Source organism: Streptomyces sp. NPDC090798, from assembly GCF_044768965.1.
In the GTDB taxonomy this organism is placed as follows: domain Bacteria; phylum Actinomycetota; class Actinomycetes; order Streptomycetales; family Streptomycetaceae; genus Streptomyces.
Genome location: NZ_JBIVXA010000007.1, coordinates 58090 through 80347, shown reverse-complemented (window position 1 = coordinate 80347; position 22258 = coordinate 58090). Strand labels below are relative to the sequence as shown.

Sequence of the window (22258 nt, the reverse complement as noted above, 5' to 3'; positions counted from 1 at the left end):
ACTGCCCTCGCTTTCACCCGTCGGCGCCACCGGTTCGCCCCTGCCGCCAGGACCGGAAGGCCCGCAGGTGTTCCGGCGTGACCACGGCCTCCAGGCGTTCGTCTTCCTGGTCTCCGCCACCGAGCGCGGCCAGCAGCCGCCGCGCCGGTACGTTGCGCGGGGTGCGCTCCGCCGTCAGTCGGACCTTGACGCAGCCCAGCTCGTCGGCACGGTCGGCCAGCCACCGCAACAGCCGTTCCTCGACTCCCCGGCCCAGCGCCCGGCAGCTCATCGGCCAGGCCAGTACGTCGAGTTGGTCGCCATCCGCACGGACGGCGAGCAGCCCGATCTGGCCGTAGTCGCCGAACCGGTCACGGGCCGCGGCCGTCCACACCTCACCGCGCTCCCGCCACCGCCCGAGATCGCCCCCGTCGGCGGACCGGGCCCGCAGGGTGAACTGGTTGGTCCGGCGGACGAGTTGCTCGGCCCGCTCGACGTCGGCCTCGGACAGGGCCCGGATGTCGACCTCGAGTTCCAACCGGTCGAGGAACTCCTCGAATCCGGCCTGCGCGCGCACGGCGTCCCGGTCCCGCTCCTGTTCGTAGAACCGCGCCCGCAGCGCGTCCTCGGCCGTCGCCGCAGCCGGGACGAGCGGCCACAACCTGCCCAGGAACGCGCCCAGTTCGGCCGACGGCGGGCACGTCAGCGACAGCACCTCCGGCAGCGCGGACCGCACTCCCGCGATCTCGACCGGGTTGTCGTCGAGGAACAGGAAGCTGTCCAAGCCGAGGCCGAGCGTCCCGGCCGCCTCGGCGAGGCGGCCGGACTTCGGGCCCCAGGTCGCGGAGAGCACGCTGAAGTGTTCGGCCTTGAGCAGACTGTCCGGGCGGTCCAGGACGGCCCGAACCGTGTCCTCGTCGTTGTTGCTGACCAGCGCCAGCAGCGCGCCCGCCGCACGCCACTGAAGGAGCCGGCGCGCGAGCAGGGCGCGCGGTCCGGTCAGGTCCACCGCCTCCGGGCCGATCTCCCCGGCCACTCCACCCCACAGCGTCTCGTCGCCGTCCACCGCGATCACCTTGGGCGCGGGGCGCCGTACCGCACGTACGACGTCGGCGAGGCACAGCGCCACCGCCGCCTGGAACCGCGGGGTGAAGGGGAGGTGGGCGATCCGCTCGGTCCGCTCGTCGAAGCGTTCCGTGACGGCGTGGCACCGGGTCCAGTCGTCCGGGCGGAGCACCGCGATGCCGGGCACTTCGGCCAGTTCGTCGGCGATCTCGCGCTCCCACCGTGCGAAGCGGTCCTGCGCGTGAGCGGACGGCGGGAAGCCGACGATCAGCGGCTTGCGAGTCCGTTCGGACAGGGCACGCAGCGCGGCAGGGAACGCGGTGCGCAACTCGGCGAGCAGCGCGTCGTCCACCGGGCCGAAGCGTTCCAGGTCCGCCGCCCGCAGCAGCGTCACGCCCACCGCCGCGGTGGGGTCGGCGAAGACGCCGGAGGGGTCGCGCAGGGCGGCGAGCACCTGGTGGTACGGGGCTTCCGCGACTGTCAGGCCGCCGTCCCGCGCGCCCTCCTCGACCGCTGCCTCGCACAGCAGGGGCAGATGTCCGAGGGCGAAGGTGGCGGCGAGGGCGAGTGACCTGCGCGGGAGGCGGTGGGTGTCGTCGGTCGCCGCCTCGGGCACCTCCGCCGCCGTACCTGTCGTCGTACCTGTCGTCGTACGGACCGCCGGGGTCGCCTCGGCCGCCGTACCCGGCGTCGAACGGACCGCCGCCGTCGGATCGTCCGCCGCCTCGGCGAGCAGCCGCAGGAACTCCTCCCCCAGTTCGACAGAGGTCGCCGCGTCCAGGATGTCGAGGTTGTGGTCGAGGCGGATCCGGCCCGCGTCGGGGGTCATGGTGATCATCAGGTCGAGGTCGGAGTACCCCGTCCCGGCGGGCAGGACCTCCAGGTGGGCGAGACGGCCCGCCGCGGAGCGTACGTAGTTGAAGTACACCTCCACCAGCGGCGCGTTCGCCCGGTGCAGCCCTAGTCGGGCGAGGGTGGACAGCACGTCCGAGAACATGGCGCCCTTCGCGAGGACCCGGTCGAGGCGGCCGTCGGTGCGGCGCAGCACCTGCTCGATCCGTTCGCCCGCCCCGGCCTCGGCCGGGAACGGCACCGGCACTCCGAAGAAGCCCACCGCGTCGTACGCGTCGGCGTGGATGCGGGTGTCGACGGGCACGGCGAGAACGAAACGTTCCTTCTGTCGCATCCTGGCCAGCAGCACGGTGAGGGTGCCGAGGCAGAAGGCGGCGGGCGTGATGGCGAGCCGGCTCGCGGCGGCCGACACCCGTTCCATGAGCCCGTCGGGGATCGTCACGCTCACGCTGCCGGCCCGGTACGAGCGCGTCGCCGGGCGGGGCCGGGCGAGCGTCAGGTCGAGTCGGGCACTGCCCTGGAAGGCCTCACGCCATGCGGTCGCGCCCTCCCCGGGGGCGTCGTCCGTCTGTTGCGCCTCGATCAGGAGGTCGATGTCCCGGTTGGTGACGGCGTCGCCGAGCGAGGTGCCGGACAGTTCGGCGTCGAGTTCCCCCGCCACGAGCAGCAGCGACTGCAGATCGCTCACCGCGTGGTGCGCGCCGAACGCCAGGATCTGGCCCCGGGCACCGGCGTCGAGCAGCTCGAACCGCCACAACGGAGGCTTCGCCAGGTCGAACCGCGGTTCCAGCAGCAGGCGCAGCCGGTCGGCAGCGTCGAGTGCGCCGTCGGCGGGCACGTCCGTCCAGCGCAGCACCGGCCGTGCGACCTCCCGGTCCACCCGTAGCAGCCGCGCGTGTTCGCCACCGCCACCGGCACCGGCACCGGTCACGATCGCGGTGCGCAGCGCGGCGTGCCGTCCGGCGAGGCGGGTGAGGATGTCGGTGAGCGCCTCGCGGGTGGTGGGCGTGGTGAGCCGGAGGGCGAGGCCGACGGCGTGGGCCGCGTCCGGCATGCCCGGCCGGGCGCTGCGCAGCAGTCGTACGACATCACGGGTCGCGGGCCGCAGTTCGCTCTCGGGCACCTCGACGGCGGCCTCGGGGCGGCGCGCCGCGGGCCGCCGTTCCCCGGCCCGCGCGACCGTGTCCCGTTCGGGCAGCACCTCGCCGAGCGCCCGGGCCAGGCCGCGGATGTCGGCGGCGGAGAACACGGTGGCGGCCGGGAGTTCGGCGCCCAGCTCGCGGGCGAAGGCGTTGCGCAGCCGGACGAGCATGAGGGAGTCCAGGCCGAGTTCCTTCAGGGCCGTGGTCGCGGAGACGTCCACCATGCCTTCGGAGACCTGGCCGACCCGGGCCCGTACATAGGCTTCGAGGCGGTCCGCGCGGTCCCGCTCCGTCGTCGCCGCGAACACGCTCGCCACGAGGTCGTCCGCGTCGTCACCGCCGGTCGGGACGGTGATCAGCTCGCCGAGGATCGGCCGGGTGCGGGCCGCGTCCGGGTCGAGCGCGAGGGTCTCCCAGTCCAGGGCGAGGGGGGCGAGCTGGCGGCGGGAGGTGGCCAGCACCCGTTCGAAGAGTTCGCCGCCGTCCTGCGGGGAGAACGCGAGCAGACCGGACCCGCCGGCCCCGGCGGCTCGGGTGCCGGACTCGGCGACCATGCCCACGCCCGCCCAGGCGCCCCAGTCCAGGCTCAGCGCCCGGCGGTCGGCGCGGGAGAGGTGATGCGCCCAGGCGTCGAGGAAGGCGTTCGCCGCCGCGTACGGGCTCTGGCCCGCGGAGCCGAGGAGACCGGCCGCCGAGGCGAACAGGACGAGGCTCTCGGCCTCCGGGATCAGTTCGGTGAGCAGCGTGGCGCCGAGGACCTTGGGGGCGAGCACGCGCAGGACGCGCTCGTCGGTCAGGTTCGCCACCGTCGCGTCGTCGAGGACCCCGGCCGCGTGGACGACTGCGGCGATCGGCCCCGCCTCCCGTCGTACGGCGTCCAGGGCTGCCGTCAGTTCCTCGCGGTCGGCCACGTCGGCGCGGGCGAGCTGCACGGTGGCCCCGTGTTCCTCCAGACCCCTGATCCAGCTCACGGTGTGCGCGTCCGGCTCGCCCCGGCTCATCAGGGCAAGTCGGCGGGCGCCGCGGCGGACCAGCCGTTCGGCGACGACCCGGCCGAGGCCGCCCAGACCGCCGGTGATCAGGTACACGCCGTCGGGGGTGACCTCGCCGTTGCCACCGTCGTCGGGGCGGGTGCGGGCCAGGCGCGGGACCAGTCGGCCCGACTCCCGCAGCGCGACGAGCCGTTCGTCGTCCGCGTGCCGCAGTTGTGTCCACAGGGCGTCGACACCGCCGGTGGGCGGCAGGTCGATCAGGGTGGCCGACAGCTCCGGGTACTCCTGCGCCACCGCGAGGCCGAAGCCCCAGGCGAGGGCCTGCTGAGGGTGCGTCACCCGCTTGCTGCCACCGGCGGCCTGGCTGCCCCGTGCGACGACGAACAGACGGGGGGTCCGGCCCCGCGGCCGGTCCGACAGCGCCCGTACCAGGTGCAGCGTGCTCAGGCAGCACAGCCGCGCCGCCTCCTCGGCCGTACCGGCATCCGTGATCGCCGGGGCGTCGAGCGCGGACAGCAGGACCACCCGCTCGGGCGGTCCGTCGGGGAAGGCCTCGTCCAGGAGGCGGGCCAGGTGGAGCGGATCGGCGGGGTCGAGTACGTAACGACCGGGTCCCTCGACGCCGAACGACTCACCCCTGCGGGCGATCACCCGCGGCACGGTCGAACCGAGCCGCTCGCCCAGTTCGGCCGCGACGCCCGTGTCGTCCGCCAGGATCAGCCAACCGCCCTCGGCGACCGGCTGTTGTGCGGCCGGGCGCGGCTGCCATTGGGTCTCGAAGAGCGCGCCGTCCAGCGGAGACAGCGCGGCCAGTTCGAACTCCGTTATCTCCAGCACCAGTTCCTCGTTCTCGTCCCACAGCCGCAGGTCCACCGTCGCGGTGTCGCCGTCCACGAAACGCAGTCGGCAGGTCGCCCACACGGGCGCCGTGCGCGGTCCGGTGAACCTCAGCTGTCCGACGGCCGCGGGCACGAACGCCCGGCCCCCGGGCGCGCCGCCGGGCAGGGCGGCCGTGTGGAAGGCCGCGTCGAGGACGGCGGGATGCAGCAGATGACCGGCGGCGGGCGTCCGGGCCAGGCGGCCGAGGGCGTCCACATCCGTACGTCGGCCCTCCTCCAGCCCCCGGAAGGCAGGGCCGTAGTCGATGCCCAGGGCCGCGAGCCCGGCGTAGACGGCGGACAGATCGACCTGTTCGTCACACCGTTCACGCACGGTGTCGAGCCGCTCGTCGCCGTCGGCGGCGGTTTCCGCGGTGACCGCGAGACGTCCGCTGACATGCCGCTTCCACGGCGCGCCGTGGCCACTGGCGGGTGTCGAGGCGATGGTGAAGTCCCGGAAGCCGTCCTCGGCGGCCCGCAGGACCAGTTGCAGCCGTACGGGCCGGTCCACGTCCAGCGACAGCGGCTGTAGGAACCTGACGTCCGCCAGCCGTACTTCGCCGCCGCCCCGCAGCGCGGACGCGGCTTCCAGGGCCATGTCGAGGAAGGCGGCGCCGGGCAGCCAGACCTCACCGGTGATCCGATGGTCGGTGAGATAGGCGAAGCGGCTGTCGTCGAGGTCGATGTCGGCCTGGAAGAGGTGCCGGTCGGGTTCGTCGCTGGCCTCCAGGTGCGTGCCGAGCAACGGTGATCCGCCGACCGAGGCGGTGGCCGGGGCGGGCGCGAGCCAGTGGCGTTCACGGTCGAAGGCGTACGTCGGCAGGCCGACCCGGCGGCCCTCCGGGAACAGCACCGGCCAGTCGGGCGTGTGCCCTGCCGTGTACAACTCCCCCAGCCCGCGCAGCAGTACGTCGTGTCCGTCGCTCTGCCGGCGCAGCGAGCCGATGCCGACCGCGTCGATCCCGGCCTCCGCCGCCACCGCCTCGATCGACGAAGTGAGCGAGGGGTGCGGGCTCAGCTCGACGAAGTAGCGGTAGCCGTCGTCGAGCATCCGTCGGACCGTGTCCGCGAACCGGACCGGCTCCCTGAGGTTGGCGTACCAGTAGTGGCCGTCCAGCCGGTCGCCGGGGACGGGTTCGGCCAGCACCGCCGAGTACAGCGGGGTCGGTGTCCGGGCGCCCCTGACTCCGCAGAAGCGGTCGAGCAGCTCCGCACGGATCGGGTCCATCAAGGGGGTGTGCGAGGCGAACGGTGTCGACAGCGGGCGTGCGGTGATGCCCTGCTCGTCGAGGCGGTGGCGCAGCTCGGCCAGCGCGTCGGCCTCGCCGGAGACGGCCGTGGACCGCGCGCTGTTGACCGCCGCGACGAAGAGCCGGCCCGCGAACGGCGCGAGCAGCTCCTCGACCCGCGCGGGCGGCAGTTCCAGGGACAGCATGCCGCCCTTGCCCGCCAGCGGTACGACCGCCTGCCCGCGCCCGGTCACCACGGTCACGGCCTCGTCCAGGGTGAGGGCGCCCACGCTGTACGCGGCGGCGATCTCGCCCAGGCTGTGCCCGACGACAGCGTCCGGGCGGACGCCGAGCGCGCGCCAGGCGGCGGCCAGTGAGGCGTTGACCGCGAACAGCACCGGTTGCAGGAACTCGGTGCGGCCGAGCGGGGCGAACTCCTCGGGCGCACGCAGCGCGTTGAGGACCGACCAGCCGACGCGCCGGCGAACGGCCTCATCGATGCGGACCAGCTCCTCGCGGAACGCCTCCGACCCGGCCATCAACTCCATGCCCATGCCCGGCCATTGACCGCCGTGCCCGGCGAAGACGAAGGCCACCTTGCCCGTCCCGTCGTCGTGGGGCGTGGCAAGGGGCGCCCGCCCGCTCGCCAACGCGTCGAGCCGTAGCAGCAGTTCGTCCCGGTCACCCGCGACGAGGGCCGTGCGCCGTTCGAAGTGGCTGCGGTGCCTGGCCAGGGTGTGGGCGACATCGAGGAGAGCGATGTCCTCGCCGGCCTCCTTGGTCAGGTGGGTCGCCAGTCGCGCCGCCTGCCCCCGCAGGGCGGCCTCACTGCGCCCCGACAGCACGAACAGCCTTTTGCCCGACGGGACTTCGTCCTGCCGGTCCGTCTTCTCGACCGGCGGGGCCTCTTCCACGATCACGTGCGCGTTGGTCCCGCTGATCCCGAAGGCGCTCACTCCGGCCCGTCGTGTCCGCCCGGGCGACGACGGCCAGGCCGCCCTGTCCCGCACCAGCCGCAGCCCGCTGTTCGCCCAGTCGACGTGCCTGCTGGGCGTGTCGGCGTGCAGGGTGCGCGGCAGGGTCCGGTGGCGCAGCGACTGCACCACCTTGACGAGCCCGATCACACCCGAAGCAGCCTGCGCGTGACCGATGTTGGACTTGAGCGAGCCCAGGTACAGGGGGCGGTCCTGCGGGCGGGAGTCGCCGAAGACCTCCGCCAGGGCGTTCGCCTCGATCGGGTCGCCCAGCGTGGTACCCGTGCCGTGCGCCTCCACGTAGTCGATGTCGGCGGGCTCCAGCCCGGACAGCTCCAGTGCCCGCCGGATCACCTGTTCCTGCGCCGGACCGTTCGGCGCGGACAGCCCCTGGCTGCGGCCGTCCTGGTTGACGGCCGTGCCGCGCAGCACGGCCAGCACCTCGTCACCGTCGCGCCGGGCGTCGCTCAGTCGCTTGAGTACGACCATGCCGGCGCCCTCGGCCCAGATGGCGCCGTCGGCGTCGTCGGAGAAGGAGCGGCAGCGGCCGGTCGGGGACAGGCCCCGCAGTCGGCTGAACTCCACGAAGGTTCCCGGGGTCACCATCACCGTGACGCCACCGGCGAGCGCGAGGTCGCACTCCCCGGACCGCAGCGCCTGCGCCGCCAGGTGCAGTGCCACCAGCGACGAGGAGCACGCCGTGTCCACCGTCAGCGCGGGGCCGCTCAGTCCCAGCGTGTAGGCGAGCCGCCCCGAGGCCACGCTCAGCGCCGAGCCCGTACCGACGTACCCGTCCAGCTGGTCGAGGCGGGACCCGGCCAGATAGTCGCTGCCGAACATGCCGACATACACACCGGTGGCGCTGCCCGCGAGTGCGGCGGGCACGATGCCGGCGCGCTCCAGCGCCTCCCACGCCGTCTCCATCAGCAGCCGTTGCTGCGGGTCCATCGCGGCCGCTTCCTTCGGGGTGATCCCGAAGAAGCCCGCGTCGAAGGTCTCCAGGTCGTCGTCGTTCAGGAAGCCGCCCTCACGGGCGTACGACGTGCCGAGGGCGTCCGGGTCGGGGTCGTACAGCGCCGCCACGTCCCAGCGTTCGGCCGGGAAGGGGCCGACCGCGTCGCGCCCCTCCGCGACCAGGCTCCACAGGCCTTCCGGATCGCTCACACCGCCCGGCAGCCGGCAGGCCATGGCGACCAGGGCCACCGGTTCGTCGGAGGTCGGCGTCGTGGCGCGCGTGGGCCGCGTGGCGGGAGTGGTGCGCTCGCCCGCCGCGAGGGCGGTGGACAGCAGGTGCGCGGCGAGCCGGGCCGCGGTGGGGTGGTCGAACAGCAGGGTGGCTGGGAGCTTGGCGCCGATCCGGGCGCCGATGCGGTTGCGGAGTTCGACCGCCGTCACCGAGTCCATGCCGAGTTCGCGCAGCGGCTGGTCGGGGCGGACGGACTCCGTCGAGCGCAGGCCGAGGGCGCGGGAGGTCTCCTCGCGGACCAGGGACAGGACGCGTTCGGCGCGTTCGGCCTCGGGCAGCCGGGCGAGGCGGTCGGCCAGACCGTCGCCGCCGCTTCGGCCGGTGCGGGGCGCGGGCAGCAGCGAGCGCCACACCGCCGCCGTACCGTCACCCGCGGTGGCCGTGGTCTCGCGCAGGCGTGGCAGGTCCAGGACCCAGGCGACCAGGTGCGGGGCGCCCTGCCGCAGGGCGAGTTCGACGAGTTCGCGGCCCTGGTCGGGTGTGAGGGCGCGGTGCCCCACACGGGCCATCCGGTCCAGGTCGGCGTGTGCGGCGGCGAGGCCCTCGCCCGCCCAGGCGCCGAAGGAGAGGGAGACGCCGGGCAGGCCCAGGGCCCGCCGGTGGTGGGCGAGTTGGTCGAGGAAGACGTTGGCCGCCGCGTAGTTGCTCTGGCCCGCGTTGCCGACGACTCCGGCGGCCGAGGAGACCAGCAGGAACAGGTCGAGTCCCGCGTCGGCGGTGAGCCGGTGCAGGTGGGCGGCGCCGTCGACCTTGGGGCGCAGCACCTGTGCGAGGCTTTCGGGCGTCAGCTCGGCGACCACCCCGTCGGCCAGGACTCCGGCGCAGTGCACGACACCGCGCAGCGGCGACTCCTCGCCGATACGCCCGAGCAGGTCGGCCACGGCCGCCGCGTCCGCGATGTCGCAGGCCGCGACCTCGACCTCGGCGCCGAGCGCGGTCAGTTCGGCGGTGACCTCGACGGCGCGCGGATCCTCGGATCCCTGGCGAGACGTCAGAAGCAGGCGCGGGACGCCGTGTTCGGCGAGGAGCCGGGCGATGTGCCGGCCGACGGCACCGAGGCCTCCGGTGATCAGCACCGTGCCGTCGGTGGGTACGAGGGTGGGGCGGCCGGCCAGGTCGAGGACGACCGGGGAGCCGGTCGCGTTCCGCCGCCGTATCGCCTCGCGTACGGCGGTGACGGGCAGGACCTGGGGGTGCCGGGGGCGGTCCGGTCCGGCGGCCGCGGCCGTGAACGGCAGGTCGTCGGGGAGCACTTCGACCGTCCCCGCGTCGGCGATCAGCTCGGAGCCGATCGGGGTGTCGGAGAGGACGGCGACCCGCAGGCCGGGGGCAAGACCTTCGACGTCGGCGCCGACCTCGGTGAGCACGCCGGCGCGCGGCGTCCGGTCGCCGGGGGCGCCGGGCAGGGCGGCAGCGTGCACCCGGATCCTCACCTGCCCGGAAGCCAGGCCCTCCAGGGGCGCCACCGCGCGCAGGGCCGGGTTCGCCGGAAGGCCGGTCAGCTCGTACGGGTCCCCCGCCGGTGTCCGCGGCACGTCCCGGCTGCGGGCGCGGACGAGTCGTGGCGCGAGCGGAGCGCCCGCGCGGAAGGCGAGTTCGGGCTCCTCGGCGTGGGTGGCGGCGGTCAGGAGCGCGTCCGCCGGGGCGGAGTCGTCGAGGTCGAGCAGGGTCAGGCCGAGTTCCGGGTGCTCGGCGCGGGCGCTGCGGGCGAGCCCCCACAGCACGGACTGGGCCAGGCCCGGGACTGCGTCCTCGTCGACGGCCCCGACCGCACCGCGCGTCACCCACAGGGTCCGGGCAGGTGCCTCGTCCTGCGGGAGGGCGATCAGGGCACGCAGTTCGGCCAGGGCCGCGGCCGCCAACTCCTGTGCCACGGCGGCCGGTTCGGCGTCCGTCGCCGGGCGCGGCCAGAACCGTACGAGCACGTCGGCGCCGCCCGTCCCGCTCATGTCGGCGCCGCCCGTCCCGCTCCGGACGTGGGTCCCCGCCGCCGCGAGGCCGCGCAGGGCCCCGGTGACCTCCGGGTCCGAGAGGTCGCCGAGGACGGCCCACTCGGTGCCCGGCGCCTCGGCGGGCTGTTCGGGTACGGCCGTCCAGGCCACCTCGTACAGGTGCCGGGCGTTCTCCGAGGGGCCGTTCAGGTCCGCCGGGTCCGCGGCCCGCAGTCGTACGCCCTCCAGACGACCGGCCGGGAGGCCGTCGGTGTCCCACAGCGTGACGTCCAGGGTGAGGTCCGTGTCGGAGCCGCCCGTGCGTCGTACGGCCGCGGTGAGGTCCCTCGCGCCACCGGGCGGCAGGACGCACCGGCCCACCGCGACCGGGAGCAGCACCCGCCCGTCGGACGCGTCGAGCCCGGCGGCCACGTGCAGCGCGGCGTCCAGCAGGGCGGGGTGGAGGGGGTACGGCTCGGCCGTGTCACGGGCCGTGGGCGGCAGCGAGAGCCGGGCCAGCAGTTCACCGTCGCCGGTCGTGACCGCCGACCGTACGCCCTGGAAGGCCGGGCCGTAGCCGAGGCCCAGCTCGGTGAGCCGCTCGTACGTACCCGGGGTCCAGGCCGGTTCGGCCGCCTCCGGCCACACCGGGGGCCGTTCCCCCCTCGGCGCGGCAGCCGCGGACGCGGACGCGGTGGCGTGCAGGGTCCAGCCCGTGGCCTCCCGTGCGCGCGGGCGGCTGTGCACGGTGATCTCCGGTACGGGACCGGCGGTGACCACCTCGACGGACACCTCGACCGTGCCGGAGTCGGGAAGGGTGAGAGGGCTGAGGAGGAGCAGGTCGGTGAGGTCGGCCGGGTCGTCCGGTCGGGCCACGGCGAGCGCGGCGCGGCACAGTTCCATCAGGGTGGTGCCGGAGACGACGGTCCGGCCGAACACGGTGTGGTCGGGCAGCCAGTCGGCGGTGTCCTGGGACCACTCGCCGCGGAAGGTCCAGCGGGTCTCGTCCGGGGACTGGAGCTGGATGCCGAGCAGGGGGTGCGCGGCACGGTCGAAGAGGCCGGGGGCACCGGTGGTGGACTCGGGCTCGATCCAGTGGCGCCGCGGGTCCCAGGCGTAGGTCGGCAGGTCGGCGGGGGCGGTGTCGGGGACCAGCCGGCGCCAGTCGATCCGCCGTCCGTGGACGTGGAGTTCGGCGGCGGCCCGGTCCAGGCAGGCGGGTCCGTCCTCGTCGCGGCGCAGCGAGCCTACGGCGACCAGGTTCTCGTGGCCGGAGTCCTCGGCGACGGTGTGCACGGCGGTGACGAGGGAGGGGTGGGGGCCGAGCTCGACGAAGCAGCGGTAGCCGTCGGCGGCCATGCGCTCCACGGTGGGCGCGAAGCGGACGGGTTCGCGCAGATTGGTGTACCAGTAGTCGGCTTCCAGCTCCTCGGTGACCGGCTCACCGGTGACGGTGGAGTACCAGGCGACGGAGGTCGGGCAGGTGATGACGCCGTCGAGTTCGTCGAGAACCGTCTCGCGGACCGGCTCGACCCGGGGGCTGTGGGAGGCGTAGTCGACGTCGAGGCGGCGGGCGAAGACCTGCTCGCGGCCGAGGTCGGCGAGCAGGGTTTCCAGCGGCTCGACGTCACCGGCGATCACCGTCGAGCGGCCGCTGTTCACGGCGGCGACGCAGACCCGTCCGTCGAGGTCGGCGAGGCGGTCCTCGACCTCGGTGTGCGGAAGGGCGACGACGGCCATGGTGCCGGTGCCCGACAGCGCGGTCAGGGCCCGGCTTCGCAGGGCGACCACCGCGGCGGCGTCGTTGAGGCTGAGCGCGCCGGCGACGCAGGCCGCGGCGACCTCGCCCTGGCTGTGCCCGATCACGGCGTCGGGCCGTACGCCCCGGGCCCGCCACACCGCGGCCAGGGACACCATCACGGCGAACAGGACCGGCTGCACGACGTCCACGCGGTCCATGGGCGGGGCGCCCGCGGCGCCGCGCAGCACGGCCGCCACCGACCAGCCGGTGAAAGGGCGCAGGGCGGCGTCGCAGCGGTCGAGTTCGTCCGCGAACACCGGTTCGCGGTCGAGCAGATCGTGGGCCATGCCGGCCCACTGGGAGCCCTGGCCGGGGAAGACTAAGGCCAACTTGCCGGTGGGGAGGGCCTGTTGGGGTCCGACGACCGTATCGGTACGGCTGTCGGTACCGACGGCCGTACCGAGGTCGGTGCCGGTGCCGGTTCGGTCCTCGGCGAGTGTGCGCAGGGCGGTCAGCAGGTCGTCGCGGTCGGCCGCCCGGACGACGGCCCGGTGCTCGAAGTGCGTGCGGTGGTGGGCCAGCGTCGCGGCCACGTCGGGCAGCGACAGCCGCGGCTGTTCGTCGAGCGCGTCGAGGAGACGGGCGGCCTGGCCCCGGAGGGCGGGGAGGGTACGCGCGGAGAGCGGGAAGAGGGTCGTGCCGGGGAGCTGCGCCAGGGGTGTCCCGGTGGCCGGCCGCGCCAGGTCCCGCGGCGCCTCCTCCAGCACCACATGCGCGTTCGTACCGCTGATCCCGAACGCGCTCACCCCGGCCCGCCGCACCCGCTCGCCGCCCCGCGGCCACGCCCGGGCTCCGCTGTGCACCCGCAGGCCGCCGCCCGCCCAGTCGACGTGCTCGGTCGGGGTGTCGGCGTGCAGCGAGGCCGGGAGCAGCTCGTGGTCGAGGGCCAGGACCGTCTTGATGACGCCGCCGATGCCCGCCGCGGCCTGGGTGTGACCGATGTGGGACTTGAGGGAGCCGACGCCGAGCGGCCGGTCGGCGGGGCGCCCCGGCCCGAAGACGGCGGCGAGCGCCCTGCCCTCGATGGGGTCGCCGAGCCGGGTGCCCGTGCCGTGCGCCTCGACGTAGTCCAGGTCGTCCGGGCGGAGTCCGGCCGCGTCGAGCGCGGCGCGCACCACCCGTTCCTGCGCCGGGCCGCTCGGGGCGCTCAGTCCCTGGCTGCGGCCGTCCTGGTTGATGGCCGACCCCTTGACGACGGCGAGGACCCGGTCGCCGTCGCGGCGCGCGTCCGCGAGCCGCTTGAGCAGCACCAGACCGCAGCCCTCGGCCCACACCACGCCGTCCGCGTCGGTCGAGAACGGGCTGCACCGCCCGGTCGGCGACAGCCCGCGCAGCCGGCTGAACTCGACGTGTCCGCGCGGGGTGACAAGGAGCGTCGCGCCGCCCGCCAGCGCGAGGTCGCACTCGCCGCTCGCCAGCGCCCGCGCGGCCAGGTGCAGGGCGACGAGGGAGGAGGAGCAGGCGGTGTCGACGGTGACCGCCGGGCCCTGGAGGCCGAGGGTGTAGGCGATGCGTCCGGATGCCACGCTGGACGCGGATCCGGTGCCCACGTGCCCGTCGAGGCGGTCGAGCGCGGCCGAGGCCAGGTAGCCGCTGTCGTACAGCCCGATGTAGACGCCCGTGGAGCTGCCGTTCAGCGTGCCCGGGACGATCCCGGCGCGCTCGATCGTCTCCCAGGCCGTCCCGAGCAGCAGCCGCTGCTGGGGGTCCATGGCCGCGGCCTCGCGCGGTGAGATCCCGAAGAAGGACGCGTCGAAACGGTCGATGCCGGAGAGGAAGCCGCCGCGCAGGGTGTACGCCTTGCCGGGGGCCTCCGGGTCGGGGTCGTAGAGCCCCCGGGTGTCCCAACGGCCCGCGGGCACCTCGGTGATGGCGTCCTCACCCGAGGCGAGCAGCCGCCACAGCGCCTCCGGGTCGTCGGCGCCGCCGGGGTAGCGGCAGCCCATGGAGATGACGGCGATGTCCCCGTCGCCGCGTACGGGCGCGGCCGCCGGCACCGGCGCCGCCGCGCCGACGGCCCCTTCGTCGAGGACCGCTGCGGCGAGCGCCGCGATGGTGGGGTGGTCGAAGACGAGTGACGGCTCCACGGGGCGGCCGATCCGTCCGGAGAGCTCCGCCGCCAGGGTCACCAACTGGCGTGATCCCAGGCCGAATTCGGCGATCGGCCGCTCGGGATCGACGGCCGACGGGGCGAGCCCGGCCGCCTCGGCGACGGCCGACGCCAGCCAGGCCCGCACGTCCTCGGAGGCCGGGACGGACATCTCGGGGAACTGCTTCGGGGACTCGCTCGCAGGCATCGGGGAAGGTGTCCTCGTGAACTCGGGTTCAGACGGATTCCGTACGACGGGTACGGCGGGTACGGCGGCCGGTGGACGGCGACCGGTGGAGGCACCGGCTCGCGACTGAGCAACCCCTGGCGTACGGCCGGTACGACTGGGTGCCCCGTCGGCGCGGGTGTCCGCGCCGACGGGGCCTCGTCTACCTCATCTCGCGGCGGGCGCGCCGACCACCGCGAGGGCGTCGGCGAGATACGCCGCCCGGGAGGCGTGGCGCTGGATCTTCCCGCTGGACGTCTTGGGGATGGTGCCGGGGTGGACCAGCACGACGTCACGCACCGACAGTCCGTGCGCCTCGCCGATCGCGCTGCGGATCACTTCGGTGATCCGCTCGGAGTCGGCCGCCGCGTCCGGGGCCGTCTCGGCGACGATGACGGGCTGTTCGCCCTCGACACCTCCGTCCACGGAGAACGCGGCGGTGCAGCCCGGCCGGAGCGCGCCGTGGGACATCTCGGCGGACAGCTCCAGGTCCTGCGGGTAGTGGTTGCGTCCGTCGATGACCATCAGGTCCTTGAGGCGGCCGGTGACGAACAGTTCGCCCTCGCGCAGGAATCCGAGGTCGCCGGTCCGCAGGAAGCGGTCCGGACGGCCCGTCAGCGTGGCCCGGAAGGTCTCGCGGGTGGCGAGGGCGTTGCGCCAGTAGCCCTTGGCGACGCTCGCGCCGCTCACCCAGATCTCACCGACCTCCCCGTCGGGAAGTTCCTCCCGCCGCTCGGGGTCGGCGATCACCACGGTCGTACCGGGGATCGGCCGCCCGGAGCCGACGGCGGCCGCGTCGGCCGCGCCCGCGCGCGGACTCGGCCCGGGGGCCGCGGCGAGGGTGGGCGGGGTGTCGGCCGAGCCGCCGGTGACGATGAGCGTGGCTTCGGCGAGGCCGTAGCACGGGTACAGGGCCTCGCGTCGGAAGCCGGCCGGGGCGAAGGTCTCGGTGAAGCGCCGCAGGGTGGCGGCCCGTACCGGTTCGGCGCCGTTGAAGGCGACCTTCCACCGGCCGAGGTCGAGTCCGTCGAGGAGTTCGGGGGTGGCGTGCTTGAGGCACAGCTCGTAGGCGAAGTTGGGGCCGCCGCTGGTGTGCGGGCGGTAGCGGCTGAGCGCGGTCAGCCAGCGCGCGGGCCGCTGCAGGAAGTGCAGCGGCGAGAAGAGCGTGGCGGTGGCGCCGAGGTGGACGGTGTTCAGGACCGGGCCTATGAGGCCCATGTCGTGGTACACCGGCAGCCAGCTGACGAACAGTTCGTGGTCGTACTCCGCGAGCGTGTCCGGGGTGTGGCCCATCCGCTCGGTGATGGCCCGCTGGTTGTCCAGCAGGTTCCCGTGCGTCACCATCACGCCGCGCGGGGCGGAGGTGGAGCCGGAGGTGTACTGGAGGAAGGCGACCGAGTCGGCGGTGAGGTCGGGTTCGCGCCAGGTGTCGGCCGCCTCGTCGGGTATGTCCTCGGTGGCGACGCAGGTGAGCGCGTCCAGTTCGGGCAGGTGCTCCCCCTGGGCGGCCAGGGTGGCGAGCACCTCGCGACTGCCCAGGATCACCTTGGCGTCCGCGTCGGCGATGAGGCGCTTCATGCGGGTCAGGGCACGGTGGTTCTGCGACCGCCCCTGCGGGGGAACGCCCGGCACGGCGACGACCCCGGCCGAAAGACAGCCCAGGTAGCCGGAGATGAACTCCAGCCCGGGCGGGTACAGCAGCAGTGCGCGGGATCCGGCCAGACCGCGTTCCTGCAGCCAGGCGGCGACGGCTCGGGACCGACGGGCCAGACGTCCGTACGAGATGTCCTGAATCTCTCCGTCGCAGTCGCCCGTGACGAGGTAGCGGTATGCCGTCCGCTCCGGTTGTTGCGAGGCATGCGTGGTCAGTAAGTCGACCAGGGAACGAGCCATATGAGGAGTCTCACCTGTTCGAATGAGTGAGCGAGAAAACTGGAGTTCGAAGGCCGCGGGGTGCGTACGCGCAGGTGCCGTGGCCGCCCGGCCCCCTTGCCGGAACAGTCCGTCTCGACCAACCCGCCCGAGGAGCGGTGGCGATGCTGACGCCGACCCCTCGTGACCCCCACTCGGCTTACTACTAACGAGTAACACGATAGCAAGTCTTGTCTGCCCGGGTGGTTGTAACCCCGGGTATTCAATAGGTAACTGGCCAATCTGGCCAATCGGCCGCCCCGCACGCCTTCATGACGTGCCGGGATCCGCGGGGTGTTCGAGGTGCGCGGCGAAGGCGGCGAGGTCGGCGACCACGCGATCGGGCTGCTCCCAGTGGACGTCGTGCCCGGCGCCCTCATAGGCGATCAGGCGTGAACCGTGGATGGCGTCCAGGATGGTCTGCTGGTCGCCCCGGGGCAGCAGGCCGTCCTGGTCGCCCCAGATGACGAGGGTGGGCACCAGGATGCCCGCGAGGGTCGCGCGCAGATCGGTGTCGAGCAGTCCGCGCAGGGTCTCCTGCCAGACGTACGCGGGGACCTTGAGATTTTCGTCGATCATCGTCTCGACGAGGCCCCTGGCGACGGGTCGGTCCACCGCGCCGGAGCCGAACTCCTCGGCGAACTCCCGGGGGACGGGGTCGCAGAGCCCCTCGACGGCCTCCCGCATCCCGGTCACCGCCGGCTTGTCCTCGAGCGTGCCCGGTACGCCGATCAGCACCAGCCCCGAGATCCGGTCGGGATGGCTGCCCGCGACCATCCGGGCGGGCACGCCGCCGCTCGAGGACGCGACGAGCACGGCGCGGTCGATGTCGACGGCGTCCAGGAACGCGACGAGGTCGGCGGCGTAGTCCTCGGGCGCGTAGCCCTCAGGAGGGCGGTCGGCGTCGCCGTGGCCGCGCTGGGTGGGCGCGTAACCGCGCAGGGCGGCCGGAAGGCGCCTGAGGAGGGGCTCGAAGGCCCACCAGGACTCGCCGAGCCCGTGCACGAAGACGACCGGTGTGCCACCGGGGTAGCCGGCCTCGGCGTAGGGCAGCGTGAGTCCTTCCCGCACCTGGGCGGACTTCAGGGAGATCACGGTCACTGCACCCTGCCTCCTTCGCTCCGCCGCCCGGCCGGGACCAGGAGCGGAGAGCGAGCGGCGATCACTTCCGACAGTACCGACGAGATACGGGCGCGGGTCCGAGCCGCTCGATCAGGGCCTCGAGGTCGTCCTCGTCCTGTCGGCGGGTGCCCCGGCCCGGCCCCGCTTCGCTCTTCCCGTGACCACGGCGGTCATAGGTGACCACCCGGAACGACGCACGGAGGTCGGCCTCGATCGCGGGCTGCCACGACGTGTGGTCGCTCCACGAACCATGGACGAGGACGAGCGGGTCGCCCTCCCCGACGACCTGGTGGTAAAGGTCCAGGTCGCCTGTACGCAGCAGGGGCATGCGTGACTCCTGTTGGTGGAGGGCAGAGCTGGAGCGGCCCGCCGTGAGCATGCCTTCAGTGTGCGCCTGAAGCACCGGCCGCGACGTCAGGACACGGCGCGGTAGCGGTGTTCGGGGCGGCCGGTCGCGCCGTAGCGGAGTTCCAGCCGGACCATGCCCTCCCGTACGAGGTAGGAGAGGTAGCGCTGGGCCGTGGCGCGGGAGACGCCGGTGAGTTCCGCCGCCTCGGCCGCCGACAGGTTCCGGCGGGCGGTGCGGACCGTCTCGTGGAGCAGGGCGAGAGTCGGGGCGGAGTGGCCCTTGGCGGGGACGGTGGGCAGGGCGGTGGGGCGGACGACGCTGAACAGGGCGTCCACGTCGGCCTGGTCGGTCTCCGCCTCCGGGCCCAGCACGTCCACCCGGTGCTGGAGCTCGCGGTAGGCGGTCAGCCGCTCGGCCAGGGCGGCGGCGCCGAAGGGTTTGACGAGGTATCCGACGGCCCCGAGCTTCATCGCGGTCCGTACGGAGGTGATGTCCCGGTCGGCCGTGATCACGATGGCGTCGGGGCGGGCGCCGCCCGCGTCGCCGGTCAGCTGTCGCAGCACGTCCAGACCGCTGCCGTCGGGAAGGAAGATGTCGAGAAGCAGCAGTTCCGGGTGGAGCGTACGGACGGCGTCCAGCGCCTCGGCCATGTTCGCCACCTGGCCGACGACCTCGAAGCCCTCGACGCGGGCCACATAGGTGCAGTGGAGTCCGTTCACCCGGAAGTCGTCGTCCACCACCAGGGTCCGTATCACCAGCGTTCTCCTCCCTCGGCCGCGGCCAGGGCGCCTGCCGGTACCGGCAGGGCCGTCGTGAACAGTGCGCCCTGCGGCGCGGGCGCGGCGTCCGGCAGGGGCAGTGTCACGGTGAACACCGCACCGGGCCCCTCGCTGACCGTGATGGTGCCGCCGTGCCCCTGGACCAGCCGGTGGACCAGGGCGAGTCCGAGGCCGCGCCGGGCGGTCCCGCGGTCGGGCCGGGTCGACCAGCCGTCCTCGAAGATGGACTCGGTCGCGCCCGGCGGGATGCCCGGTCCGGTGTCGGCCACCCGCACCAGCATCTCCGTGGTGGCCTCGACGACCGTGAGCCGTATCTCCCGGCCACCCGCCGGCGCCGGTCCGCCGACGGCGGCGTCGAGCGCGTTGTCCAGCAGGTTGCCGACGATGGTCAGCAGCCGGTGCAGATGCGGCGGTTGCTCGCCGAGCGCGGAGTCCTCCCCCAGCACGATCCGTACGCCGCGCTCGGCGGCGACCGTCGTCTTGGCCACGATCAGACCCACCATCAGGGCGTTGCCGATGTGCTCGCGCACCGACTCGGTCAGCTCCTGGTCGGCTCCGGCGAGCTCGACGGCGTACTCGTACGCGGACTCGTGCTCCCCCACGTCCAGCAGCCCGGCCAGGGTGTGCATCCGGTTGGTGAACTCGTGCTGCTGGGCCCGCAGCGCGTCCGTCAGCCCGCGCACCGAGTCCAGCTCCCTGAGCAGTCCGACGAGTTCGGTGCGGTCCCGCACGGTGACCACCGCTCCCAGCGCGCGGCCGTGCAGCGTCACCGGCATCCGGTTGACGGCCAGGCAGTGGTCGTCGGTGAGAACCGTGATGTCCGCCCCGGTGAGGCTGCCGTCCAGTGCCCGGCGCAGCCGCCCCTCGGGCAGGAGTTCGTCCAGCCGACTGCCCAGTGCCGTGCCCAGACCGAGCAGATGGCGGGCCTCGTCGTTGATGACCGTGACCCGGCCCTCGGGGTCGAAGGCGACCACGCCCTCCCGGATGCCGTGCAGCATCGCCTCCCGGTCCTGCAGCAGCCCGGCGATCTCCTCGAGCTCCAGCCCGAACGTCGTCCGCTTCAGACGTCTGGCCAGCAGGAACGCGGCCACGGAGCCGAGCGCGGTGGCAATCGTGGCATACAGGCCGAAGGTGGGCAGCTCCCGCCACAGCTCGCCGAGCACGTCGTGTTCCGGGATGCCGGCCGAAACCTCGCCGACCAGCGTGCCCGTGGGCCCCTTGAGGGGAGCCTTGCCGTTGGCGGACCGTCCGGTCGCGCCCTGGTCGGAGCCGACGTGAGTGAGGCCGTCCAGCACCGCGAGCGGCTCGTCCACCGGCTCGCCTATCAGTGCCGGGGTGGGGTGCGAGTGACGGATGCCGTGCAGGTCGATGACGACCACGTACGACGCCTTCGACGCCTTCCGGATCCGTTCGGCGACGGTCTGCACGATGTCGCCGCCACCGCCGTACTCCATGGCCTGCCGGATCTGCGGCTCGGCGGCCGCGGTCTGTGCGATGGCCAGCGCCCGCTGCTCGTAGGAACGGTCGATCTCGGCCCGCTGAGCGAACGCGAACAGTACGAAACCGATGGCTCCGGAGAGGGCCAGGATGGCCAGCTGGTTGGCCAGGATCCGCGCGGAGAGCCTCCCCTTCCTGGCGCGGCCGATCCGGATTCGGATGGGCATCACTGGTGCCTTCGCCCTTGTCTTGATGCCGGGCCCGGCCCCTTCGCCGTAACCCGTGGTGGCGTGATTGTGCCCCACCAGGGACACCCTGCCCACCCCTGGCCCCCTGAGCAGAACGTGCAGAACCCCGGTTAACACAACTAACGCGAGATACGTCTGAAACAGCGACGTAATACGGGGCGGCCTCTAGCGTCTGCCTTCCTCGACCCCGAGGTAAGGGAAGGAGACGGCCTCAGATGGCTTCGCGAAACGATGCCGCGTTGAGCACGGTCGCCGACAAAAGCGGCCAGGACAGCGCGCGAGTCGAGATTTCAGGGCTCACCAAACGATTTCTGACTCCCGCGGGTGAGGTGTTCACGGCGCTGCAGGACGTTTCGTTCACCGTGGAGCCTGGCCAGTTCTGCGCGGTGGTGGGCCCGACGGGCTGCGGCAAGTCGACGACCCTGAGCATGGTCTCCGGGCTCGACCGGCCCAGCGAGGGCTCGGTCAAGGTCGGCGGCCGTGAGGTGGACGGTGTCACCGACGGCGTCAGCTTCATGTTCCAGACCGACGCGCTGCTGCCCTGGAAGACCGTCCTCGGCAATGTGCTGATGGGCCCGGTCTTCCGCGGCGTCCCCAAGCAGAAGGCCCAGGTCTCGGCGCGCGACTGGCTGCGCCGGGTGGGTCTGTCCGGTTTCGAGGACCGCTACCCGCACCAGCTCTCCGGCGGTATGCGCAAGCGCGTGGCGATGGCCGCGGCGCTGATCAACGAACCGAAGATCCTGATCATGGACGAGCCGTTCGGCGCCCTGGACGTGCAGACCAAGGCGATCATGTCGACCGAGCTGCTGGGCCTGTGGGAGCAGATCCGTCCGTCGGTCGTCTTCATCACTCACGACCTCGACGAGGCCGTGGCGCTCGCCGACCGGGTCGTCGTCATGACGTCCAGCCCCGGATCGGTCAAGGCGGTCTTCGACATCGACCTGCCCCGCCCGCGCGGCGCGGTCCAGGAGATCCGCTTCCAGCCCCGCTTCATCGAACTCCAGCACCAGATCTGGGAAACGCTGCGCGAGGAGGTGGAGCGCGCCTACGCACGCACCGCAGGAGGTACGGCATGAGCACGACGTCCGCAGTTTCCGCCGCGCCGGTCAAGGACGGCGCACCGTCCTCGGCCGCGGCCACCGCGAAGCGGGCCGCCCGGCGGCGCACCGCGCTCGTGTGGGCGGGCCGCATCGGCCTCGCGGCCTTCGTCATCGGCGGCTGGCAGGCGTTCACCACCTGGGGGATCGTCGACCCGTTCTTCTTCGGGCAGCCGTCCGGCATCGCCAAGCGGCTGGTCGATCTCTTGCGGCACGGCACCGAGTTCGGGTCCTTCTACTCGAACATCTGGACAACGATCCAGGAGGCGCTCGCCGGCTTCGCCCTCGGGGCCGTCGCCGGCGTGATCTTCGGCGTCGCACTGGGCCAGAGCCGGTTCCTCGCCGATGTGCTCGGCCCCTACATCAAGGTGGTCAACGCGATCCCGCGTATCGTCCTCGGCTCGATCTTCATCGTCGCGTTCGGCATCGGTGTGCTGCCGAAGATCCTGCTCGCCGCGGTGCTGGTGTTCTTCATCGTCTTCTTCAACGCCTTCCAGGGCGTCCGTGAGGTCGACCGCAACATCCTCGCCAACGCCAAGGTGCTGGGCGCCTCGCAGATGCAGATCATCCGGCACGTCACCGTGCCCTCCGCGCTCACCTGGATCATCGCCAGCCTGCACAGCGCCTTCGGCTTCGCCATCGTCGGCGCGCTGGTCGGCGAGGTGCTCGGCGCGCAGAGCGGGCTGGGCCTGGTCATCAAGACCGCGCAGAACCAGTTCGATCCCAACGGCGTGTTCGCGACGATGCTCGTCATCTCGGTCATCGTGCTCGGCGCCGAGTGGCTGATCAGCAAGCTGGAGCGCCGACTGCTGTCGTGGCGCCCGCCTGCGCCGTCCGAGGCGAACTCCCTCTGACGCCCCCGTACTTCCCCCCTTCATCTCAGAACCCTCGGCTTCATCTCAGAACCCTCA

8 protein-coding genes are annotated in these 22258 nt (G+C 73.3%); 2 read left to right on the top strand and 6 right to left on the bottom strand.

The features are described from left to right. Nucleotides 1-13: 13 nt before the first annotated feature. From ACIQTP_RS17060 to ACIQTP_RS17035, 6 genes are all read right to left on the bottom strand, one after another. Nucleotides 14-14386: an SDR family NAD(P)-dependent oxidoreductase gene (locus ACIQTP_RS17060; RefSeq protein ID WP_403400606.1), complete on the bottom strand. Its 14373-nt coding sequence runs from the start codon at nucleotides 14384-14386 to the stop codon at nucleotides 14-16. 186 nt (nucleotides 14387-14572) lie between these two features. After that, nucleotides 14573-16297, bottom strand: coding sequence for a fatty acyl-AMP ligase (locus tag ACIQTP_RS17055; protein ID WP_403400604.1), 1725 nt, complete (start codon nucleotides 16295-16297; stop codon nucleotides 14573-14575). 288 nt (nucleotides 16298-16585) lie between these two features. Further along, nucleotides 16586-17416 (bottom strand): alpha/beta fold hydrolase, encoded by an 831-nt coding sequence (locus ACIQTP_RS17050; protein WP_403400602.1) that lies wholly within the window; start codon nucleotides 17414-17416, stop codon nucleotides 16586-16588. A gap of 61 nt (nucleotides 17417-17477) precedes the next feature. Further along, a complete protein-coding gene (locus ACIQTP_RS17045) occupies nucleotides 17478-17765 on the bottom strand; it encodes an alpha/beta fold hydrolase (RefSeq protein WP_403400600.1) in 288 nt (95 codons plus the stop codon). A gap of 86 nt (nucleotides 17766-17851) precedes the next feature. Further along, the gene (locus tag ACIQTP_RS17040) at nucleotides 17852-18541 is read right to left on the bottom strand and encodes a response regulator (RefSeq protein ID WP_402039705.1); all 690 of its coding nucleotides are present in this window, start codon (nucleotides 18539-18541) and stop codon (nucleotides 17852-17854) included. Then, nucleotides 18538-20229, bottom strand: coding sequence for an ATP-binding protein (locus ACIQTP_RS17035; protein ID WP_403400598.1), 1692 nt, complete (start codon nucleotides 20227-20229; stop codon nucleotides 18538-18540). Before ACIQTP_RS17035 ends, ACIQTP_RS17040 begins: the two co-directional genes overlap by 4 nt. 236 nt (nucleotides 20230-20465) lie before the next feature. Between ACIQTP_RS17035 and ACIQTP_RS17030 the strand changes: the two genes are divergently transcribed. Continuing rightward, nucleotides 20466-21326, top strand: a complete 861-nt coding sequence (locus tag ACIQTP_RS17030) for an ABC transporter ATP-binding protein (protein ID WP_403400596.1) — start codon at nucleotides 20466-20468, stop codon at nucleotides 21324-21326. Then, nucleotides 21323-22201, top strand: a complete 879-nt coding sequence (locus tag ACIQTP_RS17025) for an ABC transporter permease (RefSeq protein WP_402039701.1) — start codon at nucleotides 21323-21325, stop codon at nucleotides 22199-22201. The genes ACIQTP_RS17030 and ACIQTP_RS17025 overlap by 4 nt, the downstream gene beginning before the upstream one ends. The last annotated feature ends 57 nt before the right edge of the window (nucleotides 22202-22258 follow it).